General features: G+C 60.2%; 13 protein-coding genes. 8 read left to right on the top strand and 5 right to left on the bottom strand.

Features of this window, described 5'->3' with window-relative positions:
• Nucleotides 1-129: 129 nt before the first annotated feature.
• From J2W40_RS13070 to J2W40_RS13045, 6 genes are all read left to right on the top strand, one after another.
• Nucleotides 130-4,437 (top strand): hypothetical protein, encoded by a 4,308-nt coding sequence (locus J2W40_RS13070; protein WP_310225456.1) that lies wholly within the window; start codon nucleotides 130-132, stop codon nucleotides 4,435-4,437.
• Nucleotides 4,434-4,955 (top strand): hypothetical protein, encoded by a 522-nt coding sequence (locus J2W40_RS13065; RefSeq protein WP_310225454.1) that lies wholly within the window; start codon nucleotides 4,434-4,436, stop codon nucleotides 4,953-4,955. The genes J2W40_RS13070 and J2W40_RS13065 overlap by 4 nt, the downstream gene beginning before the upstream one ends.
• A 42-nt stretch (nucleotides 4,956-4,997) precedes the next feature.
• Nucleotides 4,998-6,158 carry a DUF4238 domain-containing protein gene (locus J2W40_RS13060; RefSeq protein WP_310225452.1) on the top strand — a complete coding sequence of 387 codons (1,161 nt, stop codon included), beginning with the start codon at nucleotides 4,998-5,000 and terminating at the stop codon, nucleotides 6,156-6,158.
• Between the two features lie 21 nt (nucleotides 6,159-6,179).
• On the top strand, nucleotides 6,180-7,247 hold the full coding sequence (locus J2W40_RS13055) for a hypothetical protein (protein ID WP_310225450.1): 1,068 nt from the start codon (nucleotides 6,180-6,182) through the stop codon (nucleotides 7,245-7,247).
• 287 nt (nucleotides 7,248-7,534) lie between these two features.
• The gene (locus tag J2W40_RS13050) at nucleotides 7,535-9,271 is read left to right on the top strand and encodes a hypothetical protein (protein ID WP_310225446.1); all 1,737 of its coding nucleotides are present in this window, start codon (nucleotides 7,535-7,537) and stop codon (nucleotides 9,269-9,271) included.
• The gene (locus J2W40_RS13045) at nucleotides 9,268-11,028 is read left to right on the top strand and encodes a hypothetical protein (protein WP_310225444.1); all 1,761 of its coding nucleotides are present in this window, start codon (nucleotides 9,268-9,270) and stop codon (nucleotides 11,026-11,028) included. The genes J2W40_RS13050 and J2W40_RS13045 overlap by 4 nt, the downstream gene beginning before the upstream one ends.
• Here J2W40_RS13045 and J2W40_RS13040 read toward each other — a convergent pair.
• The 3 genes from J2W40_RS13040 to J2W40_RS13030 all read right to left on the bottom strand — a co-directional run bounded on the left by J2W40_RS13040 (nucleotide 11,025) and on the right by J2W40_RS13030 (nucleotide 15,284).
• Entirely contained in the window at nucleotides 11,025-11,942 is a 918-nt protein-coding gene (locus tag J2W40_RS13040; protein WP_310225442.1) for a 3'-5' exonuclease, read from the bottom strand. The two genes, J2W40_RS13045 and J2W40_RS13040, sit on opposite strands and share 4 nt — an antisense overlap.
• Nucleotides 11,943-12,046: 104 nt before the next feature.
• On the bottom strand, nucleotides 12,047-13,597 hold the full coding sequence (locus J2W40_RS13035; protein ID WP_310225441.1) for a DNA polymerase: 1,551 nt from the start codon (nucleotides 13,595-13,597) through the stop codon (nucleotides 12,047-12,049).
• Nucleotides 13,590-15,284, bottom strand: coding sequence for an RNA-directed DNA polymerase (locus J2W40_RS13030; RefSeq protein ID WP_310225439.1), 1,695 nt, complete (start codon nucleotides 15,282-15,284; stop codon nucleotides 13,590-13,592). Before J2W40_RS13030 ends, J2W40_RS13035 begins: the two co-directional genes overlap by 8 nt.
• Before the next feature lie 272 nt (nucleotides 15,285-15,556).
• On the opposite strand from J2W40_RS13030, the gene J2W40_RS13025 reads away from it, so the two are divergent.
• Nucleotides 15,557-16,180: a glucokinase gene (locus tag J2W40_RS13025; protein WP_310225436.1), complete on the top strand. Its 624-nt coding sequence runs from the start codon at nucleotides 15,557-15,559 to the stop codon at nucleotides 16,178-16,180.
• A 256-nt stretch (nucleotides 16,181-16,436) separates the two neighbouring features.
• Here J2W40_RS13025 and J2W40_RS13020 read toward each other — a convergent pair whose 3' ends face one another.
• Complete coding sequence (locus tag J2W40_RS13020) at nucleotides 16,437-19,127, bottom strand: hybrid sensor histidine kinase/response regulator (protein ID WP_310225434.1); 2,691 nt, start codon at nucleotides 19,125-19,127, stop codon at nucleotides 16,437-16,439.
• 832 nt (nucleotides 19,128-19,959) lie between these two features.
• Here J2W40_RS13020 and J2W40_RS13015 point away from each other — a divergent pair.
• Nucleotides 19,960-20,118, top strand: coding sequence for a hypothetical protein (locus J2W40_RS13015; RefSeq protein ID WP_310225432.1), 159 nt, complete (start codon nucleotides 19,960-19,962; stop codon nucleotides 20,116-20,118).
• A gap of 391 nt (nucleotides 20,119-20,509) precedes the next feature.
• On the opposite strand, the gene J2W40_RS13010 is transcribed toward J2W40_RS13015, so the two are convergent.
• Complete coding sequence (locus tag J2W40_RS13010) at nucleotides 20,510-21,223, bottom strand: energy transducer TonB (protein WP_310225534.1); 714 nt, start codon at nucleotides 21,221-21,223, stop codon at nucleotides 20,510-20,512.
• Between the last annotated feature and the right edge of the window lie 43 nt (nucleotides 21,224-21,266).

The following is a 21,266-nucleotide window of genomic DNA, read 5'->3' as shown; positions in this document are numbered from 1 at the left end:
GGCGCCTGCTGTAATGACGAATAGTCGCGATCCGACACGCTAGGGCATAGCTTAATACAAAGGCTGAGATAGAAATCCGTTTTGCGGCATGATCGGCCAGTTGTCGCTTGAGTAACGGGGAATATCGACTTGCCTTACGTTGACCTTCATCGCCGGTTTAGCTCGATCGAGCCAGATCAGCCTTTCTCCGCCGAAGCGTGGCAGGGAGTGGGCCGCGGGTACGCCGGTGGGCTAGGCTGGGATGACCTGCTCGAACGCCCCAGGGTGGTGGTTCTCGCCGAGGCGTCAGCCGGAAAGAGCGCCGAATTCCGCGCCCGGGTGGATGTACTGCGCCAGGAAAAGCGCAATGCATTCTACGTAACGGTCGAATCACTGGCAAGCTATGGTTTGGACGGGTCGCTCGGGCGCGAAGACGCAGATCGACTGGCGAGCTGGCATCAAGGCAGCGCGCCGGCATGGTTCTTTCTCGATTCTGTCGATGAGGCGCGGCTGAATCATAAGGGTGTCGAACAAGCGCTCAATCGCTTAGCACGAGAACTCGGCCAGTCCTATGATCGCGCTCGCATATTGCTGTCCTGCCGAGGAAGCATCTGGACGGGCAAGGCCGATCTGGATCTGGTACGAAGGACCCTGCGGGTGCCACCGTCAACCCCGGAAAAGTCGGCCGCGGTGGATCCGGACGAGGCGTTACTCAGAATCCCGGAAACCGCAACTTTCCAGGCTCCAAAAGTCCGCGAAATTCTAGACATCACGGTTGTAGCGCTCACCAAGCTATCGGACGTTCAGCGTAAGACGTTCTTGACCGCAGCAAGCGTCACCGACGTCGGGAGTTTCGAAAAGGAGCTCTACGCGCGGGGCTTGCAACAGCTTGCCGAGCGGCCCGGCGATCTGCAGATTTTAGCCAGCTATTGGCAGAAGTATCGCAAGTTCGGGAGCCTGTCCGAGATGCTCGATCTCGGTATCGCCGAGCGCCTAGTCGAGCGCGGCGATGCGCGTCGGACCTTGTCGAGTCTGTCCGACGAGCAGATTCGCGCTGGGGCGGAACGGCTTGCGGCAGCGCTGGTTCTTGGCCGCTCCATGAATCTCAGTCTGCCCGGACAACTGCCGGATGAGCAAGAAGCGATCGATCCGCGGCAAGTGCTGGGCGATTGGCCGGCTGGGGAGATCGAACGATTGCTCGAGCGCGGCCTTTTCGTCCCCGCCACCTTTGGTCTTGTCCGATTCTACCATCGCTCGGCCCAAGAGTATCTGGCTGCATGCTGGTTTAAGCGAATGGGTAATCGGCTGAACGATCCCGAGTTGCACCGCATCTTTTTGGCCGACGCGCTCGGGATCCAGACGATCCCGCCGTCGCTACGTGCGACCGCCGCTTGGTTGGCGCTTTGGCGCCCCACCCTGCGGCGACATATTCTCGATCGCGAGCCGTTGGTGCTACTGGAGCATGGCGACCCGGGAGCACTGAGCCTTGAGGAGAAGCAACACTTGCTGGCCACTTTCGCCGAACGCGACGCTAGTGGTGACTTGGCCTATTCGCGCATCGATCATCAATCATTGTGGATGTTCGTCGAACAGGCGCTTGCTCCGGCGATCAATGCGGCTGCGGCTGCCAATCCCCGCGAGCATTTTCGCTTCGAGATGCTGCGCCTTATCGAAGAGGGCGAAATCAGCGGGTGTCTGGACATGGCGCGGGCGGCCGCTCTCGAGCCGGTCACACGGCCATATCACCGGATCGTAGCGACTCGCGTGCTGCGCCGCTTGAACGACGACACGGGTCTTGAAGCCGTCGCTGCCGATGTCACTGCTCAAGCTGATCAACTAGGGCCGGAGCTTGCTCCGTCACTCGCCGTCGAGCTCTTTCCCAAACATCTGTCGGTCGATGGTCTTCTCACCCTCATAGCGAAAAGCAAGCCGGGCCGCGAATATCATAGCGACGGCTTCAAGGAGGAACTGGTCCTGTTGTTCGATGCCTGCGCCAGCTTCGCGGATCGTGAAGCGCTGATCGCCGGACTTGCCAAGCTTCCCTTCGAGCCGCCATTGGATGATTGGCCGTCACTGTCGCGCCGCTATCGAAGGCTTGCCGAGCGGCTCGCGCCCATCGCACGGCGCGCTGTCATCGACTCCGATCAGAACGACTATGGGCCACCCCTGATCCGCTTGCTGATGGCGGTGGAAAGGGCTGGTTGGGAGCGTGACGACGAGGACGATCCCGCGCTGTCGGATCTTATCGCCGCAAGGCCGTCGCTGCGGCAGGCGTTGTTCTGGGCCGATGTGGCCTATGCTATCGAAGAGGAAGCGAAGGACGGAAAACCCCTGCGCTCATGGAGGCGCGTCTCGGTCGGTAATCGAGATCTTTGGTCACTGATGACGACGGATACTCCCTGGCTCGAGGATGGCCTGCATCGCGATCACCCGGACGAGCGCCGTGTCGCACTGAGCGCGTTGATCGAGCTGGCACGCGCCACGGACACACCGGAAGAGGCGCTTGATCGGCTCGCTACGCTCGTCTCGACTGACGATGCCCTCACCGAACAACTTGCCGAAGCGCGCGCGCCCTATGTGGAGAGCGACGAGCGCAAGCGGATGCGCGAGAAGAACGATTTCTATGCGCAGCAGGCCAGTGAGCGAAAGGCGCGTGAGGATCAGTTCTGGCGCGACCTGCGCGATCGCCTGATCGCCGACCCTGAACCCTTGCGCGACCCGGAGAAGTTAAAGCGCTGGCCAGGTCCGCTGGACTTGTTGCGCTTGTCCGATTGGCTCGCGAAGCGGGCCAAGAGCGGCAGAAGCGAAGGGGCCCGCAGCTGGCAGCGTCTGTCCGATGCGTTCGGGGACGACGTTGCCCAAGCCTATCGCGATGGCATGAAGATCTTGTGGCGCGTGACGAAACCCGAGCGGCCCAAGACCAAGACCGATGGCTCGCGCACGGTGAAATATGCGATTATCCTCAGCGAAGCGGCGCTTCGCCTCGAGGCTTCGGAAGATGTCGATTGGGCAAAGAACTTGTCCGCAGCCGATGCCCAGATTGCCGCTCTTCATGCCTGCCTGGACGACCAAGGCACCCAACCTTGGCTGGGCGGCCTACTCGAACATCATCCTGAGATCGCAGCCCCCCCTGTCGTTAGCCAGATAGAGCGCGAGTGGGCGCAGGGCACCGACTGGCGGCCATTGTTGGAACAGGCCGCTCACGGGTTGCCGATCCCACCTGCGCTTCGGGCGGTTCTACTCAGGCTGATCCGCGGCGGCAAAGGCGGTTCGGCTACCATGATCGACGTTGCCGCAAGAATTCTCGCGCGGCTTAATTTGTCCGGCGTCGAGCAGCAGTCGCTGAGCTGCCTGTTTGATCGCCGCTTGTCCGGATATCGTCGTCATGACCAATGGGAAGCGCTTGTCAGTTGCTTGGCGATCCTGTTCCTGCTCGATCAGCAATTGGCGGCCGATCGGCTGCTGGACATTCTCGCAACCGAACGTCGGCGTCGGCACAAATCGCGCGCCTATAATCTTCTGGCCCGACTGTTCGGCCGGCATCGGGGAATCGTGGGCAAGCTGAATGAACTTGCTCCGGCCACGCTCGCGCAGATCATTCTCGAGGCCTATCGGGAGCGGGACCGGGGCCCGGCTCCCCAAGGCGATACGGATGATTCGGTTCGAGATCGCTTCGACGAAGCAGGCGGGTCGGCACTTAGCGCCTTGCTCGCGATACAAGGCTCCGACGCACATCAGCAGATGCTATGGTTGTCGAAGCAGCCGGCGGTTGGAAGAAGCGCACATCGCCTGCGCGAGCTCGCTTATGAGATGGCTGAGCGGAACTCCGAACGACCAGTATGGCCGGCCGCGAGATTGAAAGCCTTTGAGGACAAGATGCTTGCACCGATCGCCAACGGTGCCGATCTGATGGGAGTCGCACTCGATCTGCTAGATGCGATCGAAGCGAGCTTCGGCGAAAACGACATGTCTTCACGGGCGGTGGTCGGCACGGCGGAAAACGAGGCCGCAGTGCAGGAATGGCTCGGCGACGCGCTCAACCTTCGCAGCGATGGTCGATTTCATGCGCATCGCGAGGCGCAGGTCGTGCACGACGACCGGCCCGACATCATCTTGTCGTCAAGCAGCTCGACCAACCAACTCGCGATCGAGGTCAAGCATGGCGACATGGGCTGGTCATTGGCCGCGCTCAGAGCGGCGCTCGCCGTACAGCTCGCCGAGCAATATCTTCTCCCGGCAAACCGGCGACACGGTATCCTGGTGATCAGCCATCATCGCGAAATCCGCTTTTGGAAGGATAAGGCCAAGCGTCGTCGGATCTCGTTTTCCGATTTGATCACCGAACTTCAAAGGCAAGCCGAGACCATCACCTCCAACGCGACGGGGCCAATAACGGTGGCGGTGCGTGGCCTTGACGCAACGCCGGGTCGTCCCAGCAATGATGGCCAAGCATCATGACCTTCAAGAAACCAGACCAGCTCCTTACGGCGGATCCTCGTTTCGCCACGCTTGTCGTAAGCGACGAGCGTGGCGTCCGCGCGGTGGACCTTGCCGAGCATCATCGAGCGATCGCGAACGTCAATCTGCTGAACGTGGTTCCACCGGAGGTCCGAACCGTGTTCGATCGCGCCCGCAACACCCTGCTCTATGCCTATTTCGCCTATGACTTGCTGGTGGTCGGGGAGGCGCAGGCGTTCGCTGCCTTCGAACTCGCGTTGAAATATCGCCTTGCCGGCAACTCCGTGAAAGGCAAGGAGACGCTACGCAATTTGGTCGATCGCGCCCGCAAAGCGGGCATTCTGCCACCGGCGGACGTTGCGTCCGGTGCGTGGATGGATCCGATCGAGGCGATCATTCACATGCGCAACGTCTTGGCGCATGGGACGTCGGAAATCCATTCGCCCGGCATGGCCTTGGATATGCTCGAAGCATGCGCCCGGAAGATCGATCAGCTTTTTCCGCCATCGACACCATAGAACGGCTACCGCTCTGTCCCGCTCAGCCGCTAGATCTGGTCCATGCCCGCGAACAAGAATCAGCACTTCGTTCCAAAGATGTATTTGAAGCTGTTCGGCAATGGCGACGGCGCATCGATCGGGGTCTTTAACATCGCAGCCGAGCGCTTTATCCCAATAGCAAGTATCCGTGATCAGGCCTCCAAGGCATGGTTCTACGATCGTGACGGCCAAGTGGAACACACGTTCGGCACCATCGAAAGCCGGGCAGCACGCCTTCTGGATCAAATCCTGTGGCATGACCGGCTGCCGCCACGGTTTGGCGGCGCACATCATGGTCTTTTGACATTCGTGTCGCTGCAGCATGAGCGGACCCAGGCGGCCGTCGCGGAAATGAATGAACGCACGGACAAATATATCAAAGCCATGCTGCGGCACCAGTACGCCGATCACGAGATGGTCGAGAATCTTCATCTCGTGAAGATTTCCAGAAACGATGCCGTAGCGGAGTCGCTTCTGGCAGCCCATCTAGGCATGCCGCTTCTCTATGATCTCAAATATAAGCTGATTGAGAATGTAAGCGGCCGGGCATTCTTCATCTCCGATGCACCCGTTATCTTTCATAATCATCTCTATTACGGCACGAGAGCGCCCGCCGACGGCTATGCCAATGTCGGCCTGCAGATTCTGGTGCCGATCGGGCCGTGGCGAGCGATCCTCTTCTACGACGATGTTGCCTATGCCGTTGGCAGTCCGGCGGGCAGCATCGCCCGGTTGGTCAATCCTGCCGACGCGATGCGGATCAACGACCTGCAATGGGAGGCCGCTGACAAAAATCTCTACGTCTCACCGGAGACAGATGTGGATGAGCTCTATGAGAGATGCCGGCACTGGAAAACGAAGCGCGAGACCGAGCGAATTATGCTGACCGATACAGTGGTTCGCGACGATCATCTGGAGAAGCGTGTCCGGTTGGGCATCGGACGTCAGCCTTCGAAAGTCAGCCTCAATCTTCCTTTCGTCCGGACCACACTGCCCAAGCCCGGCCGCTGGCCAGAGGAAGAGCATCCGCCGCTTCGCGACCCTGAGTGGGCGCACTATGTAACGAGCCTTGCCGAAATGGTTCAGTATGAGCAGCTCGACTATCGTGATTTCGTGCGGAGGACTATCGTAGCTCCGCGTGCGCGGGGCCATCGGAAGCGAAGTGCGAGAGCAGGCCGATAGATTGGAAAGGCGGCATAAGAAATGGTGAAACGGGAGGCCCCATCCGGAAATGCGTTCGAGCAAGCGCAGGCTGCGGCCCTCGCGTTCCAAATTTCCTGGTGGCAGTCGATCGAAGTGGCGATCGCTAAAAACGACATAAAGGCTGAGGTTTCGGAGCCTCAATTTATCCGTCTGGGCGATGAGCAGAGTGCCCTCGGCCCGAGGCTATTCGAACGGCGAAGCTTGTCGATCCGCCGCAAGGGAAAGCGGAAGAAAGAGCATTGGACGATCACACGCCCCCTGCCGATCCGCTTCAGCGCGTTGCCGCTTGAAATGCTCGAGGAGATCGCACGTGAACTCCTAGCCCAGGGCGAGGCGGAATGGCGCCAGGCCAACATTGACAATCTCATAGCCCATGCCAGGTCCTATGATCGCGAAGAGGCGCTCTCGCTTGCGCGGGAGGTGCTGGGAGCCGAGGCCTATACGGAGGAACTGGAGTATTTCGCAGACCAAATGCTTCTTCCTGCCGAGCTGATCGAAGGCGGCGACGCGGCAGCGAAGTTTTTCGACGAGGCCGTTTCGTGCGAGGCATTCGATGTCGCCGAAGACGGTACCATCGATTTTCTTCCCGAGCCTCCACCAGCGCCAGGCCCACAGCCGTTCGATGTCGGCGAGTGGGATTATTACACGCCTGAGGAGGTTGCCGACTTTGATGGCCCCGAGACCGACGCCGCGTATGCTTTTCGCGTCGTGCGGCTCTGTGAGGCAATTCGATCCAATCCGGATGCGGCGCTCCAGCTGGCGATGCAGCTCGGAGCCGTCACGCGGGAATGGGAGATCTGGCGAGAGAATGAGGAATTCCTCGTTATGGGCCGGGCCCGCTTCGCCGAGCAGAGCCGTTTGGCGCGGTCGAAACGGGAGAAACCTTGGATGACGCAGGTTCGGGCCGATTTCGCAGCTGGCGAAATCGGCCCGAACATCGCAGGCTACGCTCGCAAATTGGCGCGCCGTCGCAATCTCCAGCCCCCTGGCGTCGACCGAATCCGTAATTTCGTGTCGCAGTTGAAGCGCGAACGGCCTAATTGCAATACGGACGGCACGTCACAATAGCCTGGCTTTCGTGTCACGAACGCCAAGGTCACTGTGATCAAATCCATGCTTTCACGCTCCCACCGCTTAACATGGGAGAGCGAAATGGAATTGTTGAATCCGGACTTTTTGAACGCCGTTGCGCAGGTTATGTTGGCAGGGGCTGCATTGATAGCAGCACTTCGACGTCACGCCACGCCGCGGGATTGACAGAGTACGATAGCCGCATGCCGAATGGATGAACTCACACCAACCTTCGCCTATATAAGGACCGCGGACCGACCCAAGCGTCCGCCGAAGGGGGACGATTGAGCAACCGGGACGACATCATCGCAGCAGCGAATGCGGGCACGCTGCCCGAGCTGTTCGTCGAGCGGCTGCGCCGTCACCGCACCGACGAGCTCGGCAGGGCTTTCCGCGCGACCCTGACCAAACTCCACAATGACGGCACGATCGATGTGCTGGAACCCGCGCGGCAGATCGCGACATCACCGATCAACCAGCACGACTTCTTCACGGTGATGCACGTCTATAGCGAGCTGATCCCGGCGCTCGACGCCAGCGTCCCGGACATGCTCGCCGCCGTCAAAGCCCTGTCGACGCGCGCCGGCGAGGATCTCGCCTCGGGCATGGCCAATGGCGGCTATCGGACCTGGGCCGAACAGGGCAGCCGCGCTCGCGACACGTTCGAGACAATCAACCCCGAGGATGGTGACGACAGCGCCTATGTCTTCCTGGCGTTGCAGGCTCTGGCCAAGACCGAGCCCGATGCGGCGCTCGACCGCGCGATCCTTTATGTCGGCGGCAATGCGGGTCCGGCGTGGTCGGCCGCGGCCAAGGCGATCGGCACGTTTGATCTTACCGATCCCGACCGCCGTACTCGCGCTACCGACGCGCTCGCCTCCAATACCGCCGGCGCCGACGACAACAGCCTCGGCCATATCCTCGCGGCGATCTGCGAGATCGCCAAGGCTCATCCCGACACCCACACAAAGGCTGTGGCGCTGATCGACGCCAATATCGAACGCACCGGCGACCATGCGATCCACCAGCTGTCGCTCGAACTGATGTTCCATGCCGACGAGCTGCCGCCGGCAATCGTAAAGCCTCTGACCGCGATCATGCACCGTGTTCCGATCGGCAATCGCGGCACGATCCGCGACATCGGCGCGACGGCGGGCAAGCTCGCCGACAAGAACCGCCTCGATGAAGCGCTGGCGCTGATTACGCCGTTGCTCTCACAGCATGAGGAGCTGACCTCCCTCGAGCCGCTCGGCAGCCTAAACTATCATCTGCTGCAATTGCCGCCCCACGAGCTCGCTCAAACCATCATCACCTGGCTGCTGGCGTGCGACCCCAATCTTGGCCGCGCTACCATGGCGCTGGTCGGCAATCATCATGGCGATGCGCCGCTCATCCTCGATCCTGGCTCCGCAGCCGCCAGCCTCGACGACCCCGAGCGGCTGCTGCTTGCCCACCGGGCGATCGGCTGGCTGTTCGTCCATCCGGTCACTGCCGCGTCGCTGGTGGTCGGCCTGCTCGACGGCGCCGGCGACGCTGCGCAGCGCACGATCGCCGAACTGCTGTTCGATCCGCTGCTGATCAACTTCTCGGGGTCGGTCGGCGACTGGATCGCCGAACAGGCCGGGGTTCTGGGTCATCCATCACAAGCCGTCCTCAACGATCTCGTCACGCGGCTCGAAGCCTATATCGACGGGTTGCGCAAGCCCGGCCGGATCAAGGAACTGCGGCCATCGGAGCGCGAGCGCCTGATCGAGAACCATCGCCAGCATGAGTCGATGCGCCAGGCCTATAAGGCATCGGAGAAGACCTCGATCCTCGCCTCACTCGCGACGCGCCAAGTGCTGCTCTACGGGACGCGTTCAATCAGCTATTTCAAGGGAATGGGTGGCAAGCAGCAGCGCAGCGAGACGAAGATGCACAGCTTCAGCCATAGCATCGAATCGCCGCGCCTGGACATCCTCGAACCGTTCGACCTCGACTATATGCTGGGGGTGTTTCGCGCGATGAAGACCGCGCCATGAAGCTCGTCATCCGCGAGTATGTGGCGTCGCTGAAGGAGCGCGACGAACTCGACGCGGTTCTGCCCGACCTGCTAACGGAGCTGGGCTTCACGGTCTATTCGCGGCCGGCGCGCGGCACGCGCCAATATGGCGTCGATGTCGCCGCGGTCGGCCCTGGCCAGGACGGCGTCCGGCGCGTGCATCTTTTCTCGGTCAAGTCGGGCGACCTCGACCGCAACGAATGGAATACGGCAAGCCCGCAAAGTCTCAGACCGTCGCTCGACGAAATCCTCGATCATTATATCGCGAGCCGCATCCCGCCCGAATATGCGAACCTCCCGATCGCGGTCTGCCTGACCTTCGGCGGTGCGATCGATGAGCAGGTCCGCGCCGAGGTGACGGGCTATATGACCCGCAACACCACACCCAGGATCAGCTTCGAGGAGTGGAACGGCGATCGCCTGGCGCAGGTCATTCTCGATGGTATCTTGCGCGAGGAGCTGCTCCCAGCACCGCAACGCAGTCATTTGCGCAAGGCCGTGGCGATGGTCGAGGAACCCGACATCGCGCTCGACCACTTCCAGAGGCTTTTGCGCGCCATAGCCGACCAGGCCGGTGCGACGCCCGCAGGCCGGCTCAGCCAGGCGCGGCTGATCAACATCTGTCTGTGGATCATGTTTGTCTGGGCGCGCGAGGCCGACAATGTCGAGGCGCCCTATCGGGCCAGCGAGTTGGCCTTGCTCGAGGTGTGGCAGCTGCTCAAGACCGACATCGCCAGGACCTCGAAATCAGGCGAGGCCGCCAGCCTCATCCTGAACGAACTGGCCGAGCTCCATTTCACGATCTGGGATGCGCTGTTCGAGGACAAGATCCTGCCGGCGGCCGAGATCCGTCATGCGATCTCGACCGCAGTCGAAAGCCACGCCGCGCTCGACATCAACCTCAAGTTGTTCGATCTCATCGGTCGGCTGGCGCTGCGTGGGCTGTGGCTGGTGTGGCAGCTTTCGCCGGCGACGGGCCCGGTCATGCTCACCAACGACTATCTCAATACGCTCCCGGCTCTCATCAGCGACACCACCCGAGCGACCGTCAACCAGATCGACCGGCTGATCGAGGCGATGATGGCGATCGTCAGCAACAATCGCGCGCTGCTCTCGCCGATCGGCGACTGGCAGGCGATCGACATCGGTCTCGCCTTCACCCTGCTCGCCTGCCGGCCCGGCGCACATGGCGCGATCGATCAATGGGCCGAGGAACTCGCCAAGCACTCGATGTTCGCGTTCAAAGCGCATGGCCGTTACCCGATCACCAGCCGCTCCTATTGGGACCTGGTCGATCATCCGTCCGAGCGCAGCGACGCGTATCGCACCGCTTCTACCGAGGGCAGCATCCTCTATCCGCTACTGGCAATTTGGGCGGCGGCGAGAGGCGAGCAGACGCTGTTCGACGAGATCGCAAAGTTCAGCGAGGACGCCCTTGCACATTGCACGTTCCAGACCTGGTTTCCCGACGAGGACAGCGAGGACAATCTTTATCTCAACCGCGACAGTCACGGGGCGGCGCTAGCCGGCATTCCAGTGACCGAGGGCACGCGCGACGCGCTCGATTTCATCCTCGCCGAGGCGAAGACCAACAAGCATTATGACCAACTCACGGCGGTGAAGCTCGGCCATTGGCCGATTGTGCTGACCGCTTGCCGTGCACATCGCTTGCCGGTGCCGCCGCAAGTCTGGCGCGACCTGCTGCCTCGTGTCTGCCGACCAGCCCGGGGGACTTAACCTGCCGGTATGGCGTAGGGCATTATATTCAGGCGATCGCTGTACCGGTTCCGCGCATTCAGCTCGCAGATGCGGATTTGGGCGGACCAGCCATAGATATCGCTTCGCAGATAGGCCATCTCCGGGTGGAAGCCCGCTTCATCGAGATCGATCCACCAAGCCTTGGGCCTACCGTCGCTGCCATCGGCCCACCGATAGCCGCGGTTCTTGAGCAGATCCTTCTTCTCGAATGGCGCTCCATCGGCCCAACACCGCCAGCTGCGCGAGTTGGCCGATGACAGGAGCACCTTCATCGCGCTTTCTGGCCCTCCCACCGGGACGCCGCGGCTCAATATCTCGATGCCTGCGTAGCAGTCGTTCATGGCGCGGTGACCATCGTAGTAGAAACCGTGTGCTTGTCCGATCATGCTGAGCTTAGCGCTCTCAAAACCATGGGCCGCCCAAGGGATCTCAGAGAGGGAGCAGGCCCACCGGTTGTTCACCATCTGTGGACAGAACCGCTCGACGAACCGCCGATCGAACCCTGCATTGTGCGCGACGATAAAGCTTTCCCCGGCGAACCGGGCGGCCGCCGCGAAGTCGATCGTCTTGCCCGCCACCATATCAGGCGTGATGCCGGTCAGCCGTGTCACATCGGTGGGGATCGACTTCTGCGGCTGGCGAAGGGCGGATCCTCCGATCTCGACCCCGGCTATGCGGCCCGAATCCTCATACCAGAAAGGCACCATCGCGAGTTCGATGATCTCGTCCTCGTTCGGATCCAGTCCTGTGGTCTCGACGTCAAGGAACACGGCCCGCTTCATGTGTGGCATCGGCACGAAGCCGACGGCGGGCACCGTTAGCCGGCGAAGTACCCGGTAGTCACCGCTCGCCTCGAGCTGGGCGGCGAGCGCCTCCATCGTCGGATCAGTCATGATGTCTGCTCCCTTATCCAGCATTGATGGCGGTCGAGTTTCTCAAGGCCCCGGCCGATATTCCGGAAGGGCCAGCGGGTATCGGCGTTGGTCGAAGCATGTGCTCAGGCGGGTGCGAAGTCCCCGACCGACGCCTTTCCGGCGATCCGGTTTCCCAGGGTTTCCGTCATCACGCGCTCGAATGCAGCGATAACCTTCGATGGCGTATCGGAGAGACGGTGCTCGAACAACAGCGCGTCGTGCATCGGAAGCAGAATGGTGACGTCCATAAGGCTATCCACTTCGAGGAGCGCCTTCTTGAAGATCAGCGATCCCGTGCCCTGAACGACCTGGCTGACCGCGGAACGCCGCTCCTTGCCCGTGAGCGCTCCCGAGTTGTTCCGGACATAGTGATTGCCCATCTCGGTAGCGATCCGTCCCGTGCGCTGGAATTCCGCGCAAACCTCCTTCTTCCACTCCTCGTATCGGGCGAAGACCCGAAAGGCGCCCTTAGCCTTATCGCGCTGGGCTCCCAATTCGACGGCGGCGTCCACCAAGGCCTTGCGGCTCATCCCGTAGGCATATGACAGAAAGAGCTGCTTGGCGGCCTTCCGATTGCCTGTGAGCCCGAGATGCCTCCCCGCGAACAGTTCGTACATGTCCCCAGCCGCGTAGAGCGCGGCGAGTTGCTGGTCGCCCGATAGGGCAGCCATGATCCCAACTTCGAACTGATCGAAGTCCACGTAGCTCAGCTCCGCGCCTTCGCGAGCGCTGACGATGGACCTATACTTCTTGGACATGCTCTGGAGCGGCGGGTTGCGCAGGAGTATGCGCGACGTGCGAGACCCGAAGACGTCCACGATGGGGCGCGTGCGCCCGCCAGCCAAGGTCAGGGAGGAGAGCACACGCTTGGCGGCGTCGAACTCCTCAAGGGCGAGGGTATCGGCTCCGAAATCGTCGGGATGGGGCACAAACTCCAGGACGTATCTCGTGGAAACGCCTTCGAACTCGAACCCCAAGGCGTAAAGTTTCCGCTCGATTGATGTCCGTGACGGGGTCTCGAGTGGCATATCGTGCTTGGCTGAATAGTTTTTTAGACAGTAAAAGTAGTCGTACTCAGCCTCGCGGCGCTTGGCCGACAGATCCGCCCCTTGGATCGCTATTCCCGCAGACATTGCCTTCTGGAGCAGACGGTAGACGGGCATCTCAACGCTGAAAAAGCGCTCCGTTTCGCCCTTCGCGGCCGCCTGAGCGCAGAGTGTCAGGTAGAGCCTAGCGATCGCTCCCACCGCATTCGTGGCGATTTCGGCATCGAACGGGATACCCCGATTGAACATCCTTTTGTATGCCGAGCAGACCTCCTCGGATGCTCCGCAAGGGCCGAGATGGACGCTTATGTCGAACTTCTCGCGATTGAGCCGGTCGTCGGGATTGCCCCCGATCGAAATCCGCAATTCGTCGATGTCCAGCACGACTGCTGGAAGGTCGCCAGTCATGTCGTAAAGCAGGTCGCGGATCATCCAGAAGTCGTGACAGACCACCGGACCGGGATAGGCGACGATCTCGGCAGGGTTAGTCTCCACGAGCCGATCATGGACGAACCAATAGAAGCAGTCGGCACCTCTGCCGGTGAAGTCTTTGATGAAGATGAGCAGCTTGGAAACGAAATCAATCATATTCGCTGATCTCGTCCACGAGGTTCAGGATGTCCGGCCGCTCACGGACAGCGAAGGGCAAGCCCTCCTCGTTGTCGTAACGGCCCGCCCGGGCCCTAGTCGCCTTCAGTCCTGTCGGCACCTTTCCATAGAGCGGACGCAGCTTGTCGTCGTCCAGCACTGCAGACGAAATGAGCAGATACCGGGCGTTCTGATATGGAAGGCCTTCGAAGCCGTCTATGCTTCTCTCGATCAGGTCCTTCTCGCCGACACATCGCAGCCAGATGAGGATGGCTGCCGCCTCTCCTGACTTCATGTCCTCCCGGAGTTTGCGGTCGGCAAGAGCGACGAGGCCGTTGGATCGGTGTTTGCGCATGCCGAGAAGCAGCCAGATATTGTAGTTCTGCCAATCGTGGATGGCGCCGTCTTCGGCCAACAGGAACGCCTCCAGTGCGGGCAGGCACCTCCCTTCGCGATCCAGGATTGATATGAGCCGGCAGTATTGATCCGTCGTTACGGCATGGTCCGAGAGTGACGTCGAGAGTGTATCGAGGAGCGAGGTAGAGAGGGCGTCACTCACGTCGAATAGGCCGGATTCCACAATCTGAGCGACACGGTTGACCGCGAACCTGAAAGACCGTGACTGCGTCTCTCCGGCTTCGATGCACTTGGCAAGGATATCGAAGATGTAGGTTACGGACCGCGTGACGATCCGCCGGCTCCGCGACTGCCACATCTGGTTGATCGCGGTCGTCGTGCTGTCCTGTGACGAAAAGAATTCGGCCAGATCCTCCTGCGACGTCTCGGGGGACAGGATGGCCGTCTTGTTCGCGTTGATGTTCAGACCCACCGTCCGGAGGAGGCGGATGAGGTCCTGCAGGGCACGTCGGGCGTGGACCTCGCTATCGGCGATGACCCTGATGTCGTCGACGTAGCGGTAATAGTCATACCCCTTTGCCGCCATCGCTCTATCGACGCTGGACAGGAGCATGTTGGAGAGGAACGATGAAGCGTCCCGGTTCTGTGGCAGGCCATGGCTTCCGCTGAATGTCCACCGTTCAAGAATCCTGTCGAGGGTGGCGATCGCATTCCTTATCTGCAGCTTCTCCGACCCGGTCGCCTCGATTTCCGGAATCGCTTTCTCGAGCCCTGCAACGATCTGCTCGCGCGCGATATTCTCGAAGAAGTTGCTGAGGTCGGTGACCAGCAGGAACTTGCCAGAGCGGACGAAGGTCAGCGTGACGCCTTCGAACGTAAACCAGCGGTTGATCTTGTTTTTGAAGAGATACTTCCTGTTCTGCGGATTGGGCTCGTATCGGTAGCTGAGCACCCGATGGCCGAGCAGCTTGTCATAGTATGGTATCAAGAAGCTGCAGATTGACTGGTAGACAAACCGGTCGAAGAAATCGGTTTCCAGTCCATAACGTTCGCCGAAGCCCTTCTTGGGGATATTGCGAACGACGCTGCGGGTTCCAGCGTACACGCCGTTCCACTCTTGGACCATCGCGATGATGATCCGCTTCGCCTCCTCGGGATCATTGAACAAATCGTCGTATTGCAGACAATCGAAATACCAGTCGTCGCGCATGTCCTGCCGGAGATGCTTGAGGACCAGATCGAACTGGATCGGAAAGCCAAGTGCCTGCCCGTTCTGCCAGAATGCGGAGGTCAGAAAGTAGTCCTTCTCCTCCTTGTTGTTAGTCGACACTCCCGAACCGCCCCCGATAGCCCATGGATAGGTTGTATTTGATCGCTCCATAATAGCTGCGGATTCTCTATCCGCCAGAGGCGCGAGCTCGCCTTCCGCACTAACACTTTTACGGCGAGTTGCTGCCAGACAAGTTCGCGCAAAGCGAATGGTAGGTTTTAGTGGGTGCTGGCGTTCAACGCTCGATCAGCGAACGACGTATCTTGGTCGACAGCCGGCAGAACCGGACCGTCCGCATCTGAGGAACGAAATTTGGCCGCTGCCTAAGGGCCGTGACGGCCAGCGAGCCGATGGTTGTCAACGATGTGGCCGCAATCGCATGGGCCACGGCCGAACGCCCGAAGGGTGTCGCGTTCGGGTTATCGGCTGACATCGCGTCGGCGCAGGAGGGACGGCACGCGATCGCGTCCGCATGGCGCGGCGGGCTGGGCGCGGCTTGCGTGGACAGGTCCGATGGCCGCAGCACCGTTATTTCCAGCGAAGCCGGACACACGCCCTTTGCTATCATCAGCGAGGATGATTGGCAGATGGCCAAGGCGTGTGTCACACGGCATGGCGATGCTTCATACGAGCGCATCCTGTTCGATCTGATGGACGGCCAGATGCTCCATCGGCGGCTAGAGGCGCGCGAATTGCTCGACACGTTCGCGACATTGCTGGGGCGCTACGTGGCGGAAGTCGTCCTCACCTTCACAGCGTTCGATGGCATCTATCTATGCGGTTCGGTGTTCGACCAGATCGTGACGGCACAACTGGGACCACTTTTCCGCGCTGCGTTTGAAGGACACGGCAAGTTCAAGCCGAAGTTACAGCAGACGCCGACGCAGCTCTTTCCGCTGGCGGACGGCTCGCTCAACGGCCTATCAATCCTATACAGTCGCTTCGCAGCACGCTGACACTTCAAATCGCGGTCCGATACGGCGTTAGCGGAGTGGCAACCACCGCAAATAGGGACTTTGGGAGAAGTGCTGACACGCCATTCCTCCGTTGCTCCCTTCTAAGGCTAACTTGGGATACCGGACGGACCACACCTAGAGATGAAAAATCTTTAGCTGAATGGCGACCAATGGTCGACATCAGGATCCATTTTGTTGGCGGTTCTCCAAACTGTTTAAGTGATCGGGCACATACGTTCATTTTTCGTAATGAAATCTATTTTTTGTTCTCTGACAATATTGCAGCTATTCTTGACGATAGTTCCGTTCGTCTAAAAGGCTTTGCCAGCCTCGGCAGGTCTATAGCAATTCCTTCCACCTCGGCATAACCAGAGACTATCAGCACTGGCAGCTGGGGTAGAGACTCCCGTAGCGTGCGCGCGAGGTCCACTCCGGTCATGCCTGGCATCAAATGATCGGTGACGAGCAAATCCGGTGCCAGGCCAGCGGCTATGAGCCTAAGAGCCGCCTCGCCAGAATCCGCTTCATGCACCTCGTAGCCAAACTCTTCGAGCATGTCGGCCGTACTTGCTCTGACCACCTCCTCATCGTCGACAAGTAATGCCACGCCACTGGCTTTGTCCTCAAATCCGGGATTGGTGGAAACCTCGTCAATCCCAACGCTCGTCTCGCTGATGGGAAGCCACAGTTCGACGTTGGTGCCCACGCCCGCCTTGCTCTGAATCGTCAGGGCACCGCCAAGCTGCGCTGCCAAACCATGGGCCATGGACAGCCCAAGACCCGTGCCTTTGCCGATTCCTTTCGTAGAAAAGAAGGGCTCAACAGAACGGATCAGGGTCGCTTCGTCCATCCCCATACCAGTGTCGGCGACGGATAGCTTAATGTAATGGCCCCGTTTCAGGGTGCCTCCCATCGTACGGACACTTGCACCCGTTGCGGAGATCCGAAGAGTTCCCCCTTCTGGCATGGCATCCCGCGCATTAACGCCGAGATTAAGGAGCGCCATTTCCAGTTGGTTGGGATCGGCCTTAGCCGGCGGCAGGTCGTCAGCCACTTCAACTACGACCCGAACCTGGGGGCCGGTCGTGCTGGCAAGAAGCTCGGCCATGCCCGCCACAAGCTGGCCAACATCGACCGCAATCGGTTGCAGTGGCTGGCGCCGTGCAAAAGCGAGCAGGCGCTGAACGAGTGTCCTGGCACGTTCGGCCGACTGAATTGCGCCCGCTATAAGCCGCTGCTCGCGCTCATTTCCGACGCCCTTGCGCTGAAGAAGGTCAAGGCTGCCGACAATCGGCGTAAGCAGGTTGTTGAAATCATGTGCAACGCCGCCAGTCAACTGGCCCATTGCCTCCATTTTCTGGCTTTGCCGCAGTGCTTCCTGCGCGCGCTCAAGCTCATCAACAGCTTCCTTTTCCTGCGTCACATCGCGGCCCACAGCGTAAAACAGGTCGCCGTCTGGCACTAACGTCCAGGAAATCCAACGCCAAGATCCGTTGGCATGACGCACCCGGTCCTCAAAGCGCTCGACCGTTTCGCCGCTGCCTAATCGCCCCATCAGTGCCTCAACCGCTTGACGGTCGTCGGGATGGACCTGCTCACGGAAAGGCATGGCCAGCAATGTTGCGACGTCACGCCCGAGCGTCTTTTCCCAAGCCGGATTGATCGCCTTGAGTTGGCCATCGAAGCCGATGATCGCAAACAGATCCCGGCTCAGCTCCCACACGCGGTTGCGCTCGGCGGTCTTCTCGGTGACTTCCTGCTCGAGCCGTTCATTTAACTCCCGCAGTCGTATTTCGGCCGCCTTACGGGACGTGATGTCGATGGCAGTGCCTATAACCCGGAAACATACCCCATCGGCATTGAACAGGCCGCGCCCTTTTGCCGCGACCCAGCGAATGATGCCATCCTCCTTGCCCACCGTCCTGTACTCAACGTCATATAATGCACGCAAAAGCGGATCGCTCGCCGCTTCATAAGCCCCCCGCGTTTTCACCTGATCTTCCGGGTGAACGCCATTGTAGAAGTCGTCCAACGTCACCGGCACATCGGGCGAAATGCCGAACATCGCCTTGACACGCGGCGGCCAGAACATGGCGCCGGTAAAAGCGTCGACATCCCACTGGCCAATCTCGCCCACTTCTGTTGCGAGCCGCAGTTGCTCTTCGCTTAGCGCTAGCCTGTCTTCGGCTTCGCGACGCTCATCGATGTCGATGACTGAACCGACATAGCCCAGATATTGTCCATCCGTACCGAACCTCGGTGCTGCAGCATCGATGGTCCAACGGTATAGGCCGTCGGCTCTGCGGAGGCGGAAATCGACGCGGTAGTCGCGCCGCTCCGCATTTGCCGACACATAGGCTTGCTTTGCTGCTGCCCGATCATCTGGATGAACAGCGTCGAGCCAGCCATAGCCTTCGCCAGCGCTGGGTGCCTGGCCTGTAAACTCGTACCAGCGGGCGTTGAGATGGGTGCAATATCCGGTCGGATCGGTGACCCACATCATCACAGGCGAGTGATCGGCCATATTACGGAAACGGCTTTCACTCTCTCTCAAAGCGGCGGCGCGCGCCTTTTCTTCAGTCAGATCGCGTACCTCGATGATCGTACCAATCGGCTGGCCATCGTCTCCGGCAATTGGCGAGGCCGTGAAGGCGACCGGGTAAAAATGTCCATCCTTATGGACGAACACCTCTTCCCCCTGCATGCGATCCCGTTCTGGAAAGGCCTGGTCGATCGGACATTCATCCAGAGGATAGGGACTGCCATCGGGCCTTTGATGATGAATGACATCGTGGAGTGGCCGATCCAGTGTCTCTTCCAGTCGGTAGCCCGTCAAATGCTCCGCTGCGTGATTCATGAAAATGCAATGCTGCTGATCATTCATCAGAAAGATGGCCATCGTAGAGTTGTTCACGATGGCGTTGAGCCGACGTTCGATAGAATTCACTGATGGCGTCCTCAATTAGGAAGTCGCGATATTGAGCCTTTTTGGCCTGATTTACAGCGTCAATTCTTCAACGTGCGACCGCGCATCGAGTTGCAAAATGTAGCCGGACGCTCGGCTGGAACTTGCCGATTATGACGATCTCCGAGGCTGATCGTCAAACAGCCGCCTGTCTGCAAATCTCGAGGCATTCATTGATGTCGAATGCCTCGCAAGGCTCGGTCTCGCGTTGACGCGTTCTATGGTAGGGTTATGTAGGGCAGCCGCGTGACTATGGCAGACCGGCATGTGGGCACATTAAGCGAGGCCCCATAGGCGACGCGCGCGAACGGCAGCTATTGCCACATCCCAACTCCGAACCCGACATGTGCCTATCAGCCAAACGTTGGGAATATGCACACCAGATGCCTGTTACGGCGGCGTACCGGTCGCTAGAGTTGCAGCGACCTTTGTTAACACTGGTGGCGCACGATAGTGCGGTCGAGTCGTGCAAACCGACTGATTGAGGGATGTCGCATGAACGGTCTGTCGTTCTTCTACTACTCGACCCGGTCGAGGAGGCACCGAGACCTTGCTGCCCGAGCCAGAACAGAATGGGCGGCGCAATCGCATACGCGCTTAGCCCGGTGTTACGGAGAGCGGGCCGCTGAGGCAATGAGCTATCAATTGTCGTTACAAGACATAGCTGCGAACGCTGTTAACGATTAATCGTCGTTGGGACGGGACGAAAACATCGATCGATAGGCACGAAACGTAGCCCCGATGGTTACCAATGTTCTTTCGGCTCTCGGAGGAAGATATGCCAGCAGATCAAGAATACGTCCGGTTTCTGAACATGGCAGTCGAGGAACAACAGAAGGCGGACGAAGCGGCATCGTCTGGGCTGCAAGCGGATTCGGCCGAGCATCTTCAGCGCGCCGACGCATATCGCGAGCAAGCGAAAGCAATCGTCAACCGGCATAACAGTAAACCCTGTCCCCCACGTCCGGATTGAAACCAGCGTCTTTGTTACCTCCGGGTTCAGCCCCATTTCGGCCAATCCCGTGCACATATCGTAACATGCAAAGTTGATTGACAGCCAAGAGGCTGCTCTTGTGGCGTCCTAGAATGAGCATGGGCTAAAAGCTGATCGGCGCTAGTCTCTATCATCCTGCCCATATCCGGACAGTCGGAAATCCGCCATCTCGATCGAACATGATGGAAAAGCTGTCGGTCGGCATCTGGGGATCAAAAATACGCGTCTAAATGGCGATAAAGGGTCGCTTTTGTCTGCCGGCATTTTGTCAATCATTGAAGGCCTGGACCCCCTCAGGCATCCCGCAAGCCCAAGATGGAGCGGGTATGAAATCTATGCCGATCGGTCCTGGGCAAGATCAATGTCGCCGCTATGCTGGCAGGGTGAATATGATCGGCGCAGTGAACTCGATGCGCTCGCCTGATAGTTCGGCGGGTGCGCGAGGATAAGGGGATGCGCGACGCAGCATCGCTTCGGCCTCATCGTCCAGCACGGCATTGCCCGATCCCTGGACGACCGCACCTTCCAGCAACATGCCGGCTCGGTCGAGGACGAAGCGGACCTGCACACGCCCCTCCTCCCGTCGCATCCGGGCCCGGCGGGGATAGATTTTATGCGCGTAGAGCCAGGAGCGAACCTTGGCGGCATAGCTGCGGCTAGTGCCGGACGGTGCCTTCACGTCCGGGCCGTCCGCGACGCCGCGACGCGGTGGGGGCGCGGTCGAGGCGGCAACCGCAGCTATGGCTTGCTGCGCAGGCTGCGACGGCGGCGCGGCAGGATTGGCAGCGAGTGCGGTCGGTTGCATCAGCATGGGAAGGGCAATGCGGGATGGCGCTATCGGTGGCGCGGCGCGCGTTGCGATTTGCTGTTGCGGTGCGGGCAGCGGTTCGGTCTGCAGAGGCGGGACCGCGGCGGGCGTGCTGGGCGTGCTGGGCGTGGCCGTCTCCGCCTCTTCCTGGCCCTGCTCCACACCCTTGAGCAGCGCCAGGGACAGGACCGTCAGCGCCGCCGGTTCGGTTCGGCGGCTGACATGCCCCATGCCAAGGTTCAGCAGCGCCGCGATCAGCAAGCCGTTGACTAGCATCGATGCCACTGCCGGCCCGCCGATGCGGAAAGGATGTGCTGCC

Origin of the sequence: Sphingobium xenophagum (assembly GCF_031457465.1) — a bacterium.
GTDB lineage: Bacteria > Pseudomonadota > Alphaproteobacteria > Sphingomonadales > Sphingomonadaceae > Sphingobium > Sphingobium xenophagum_A.
This window is presented reverse-complemented; position numbering and strand designations above follow the sequence as displayed.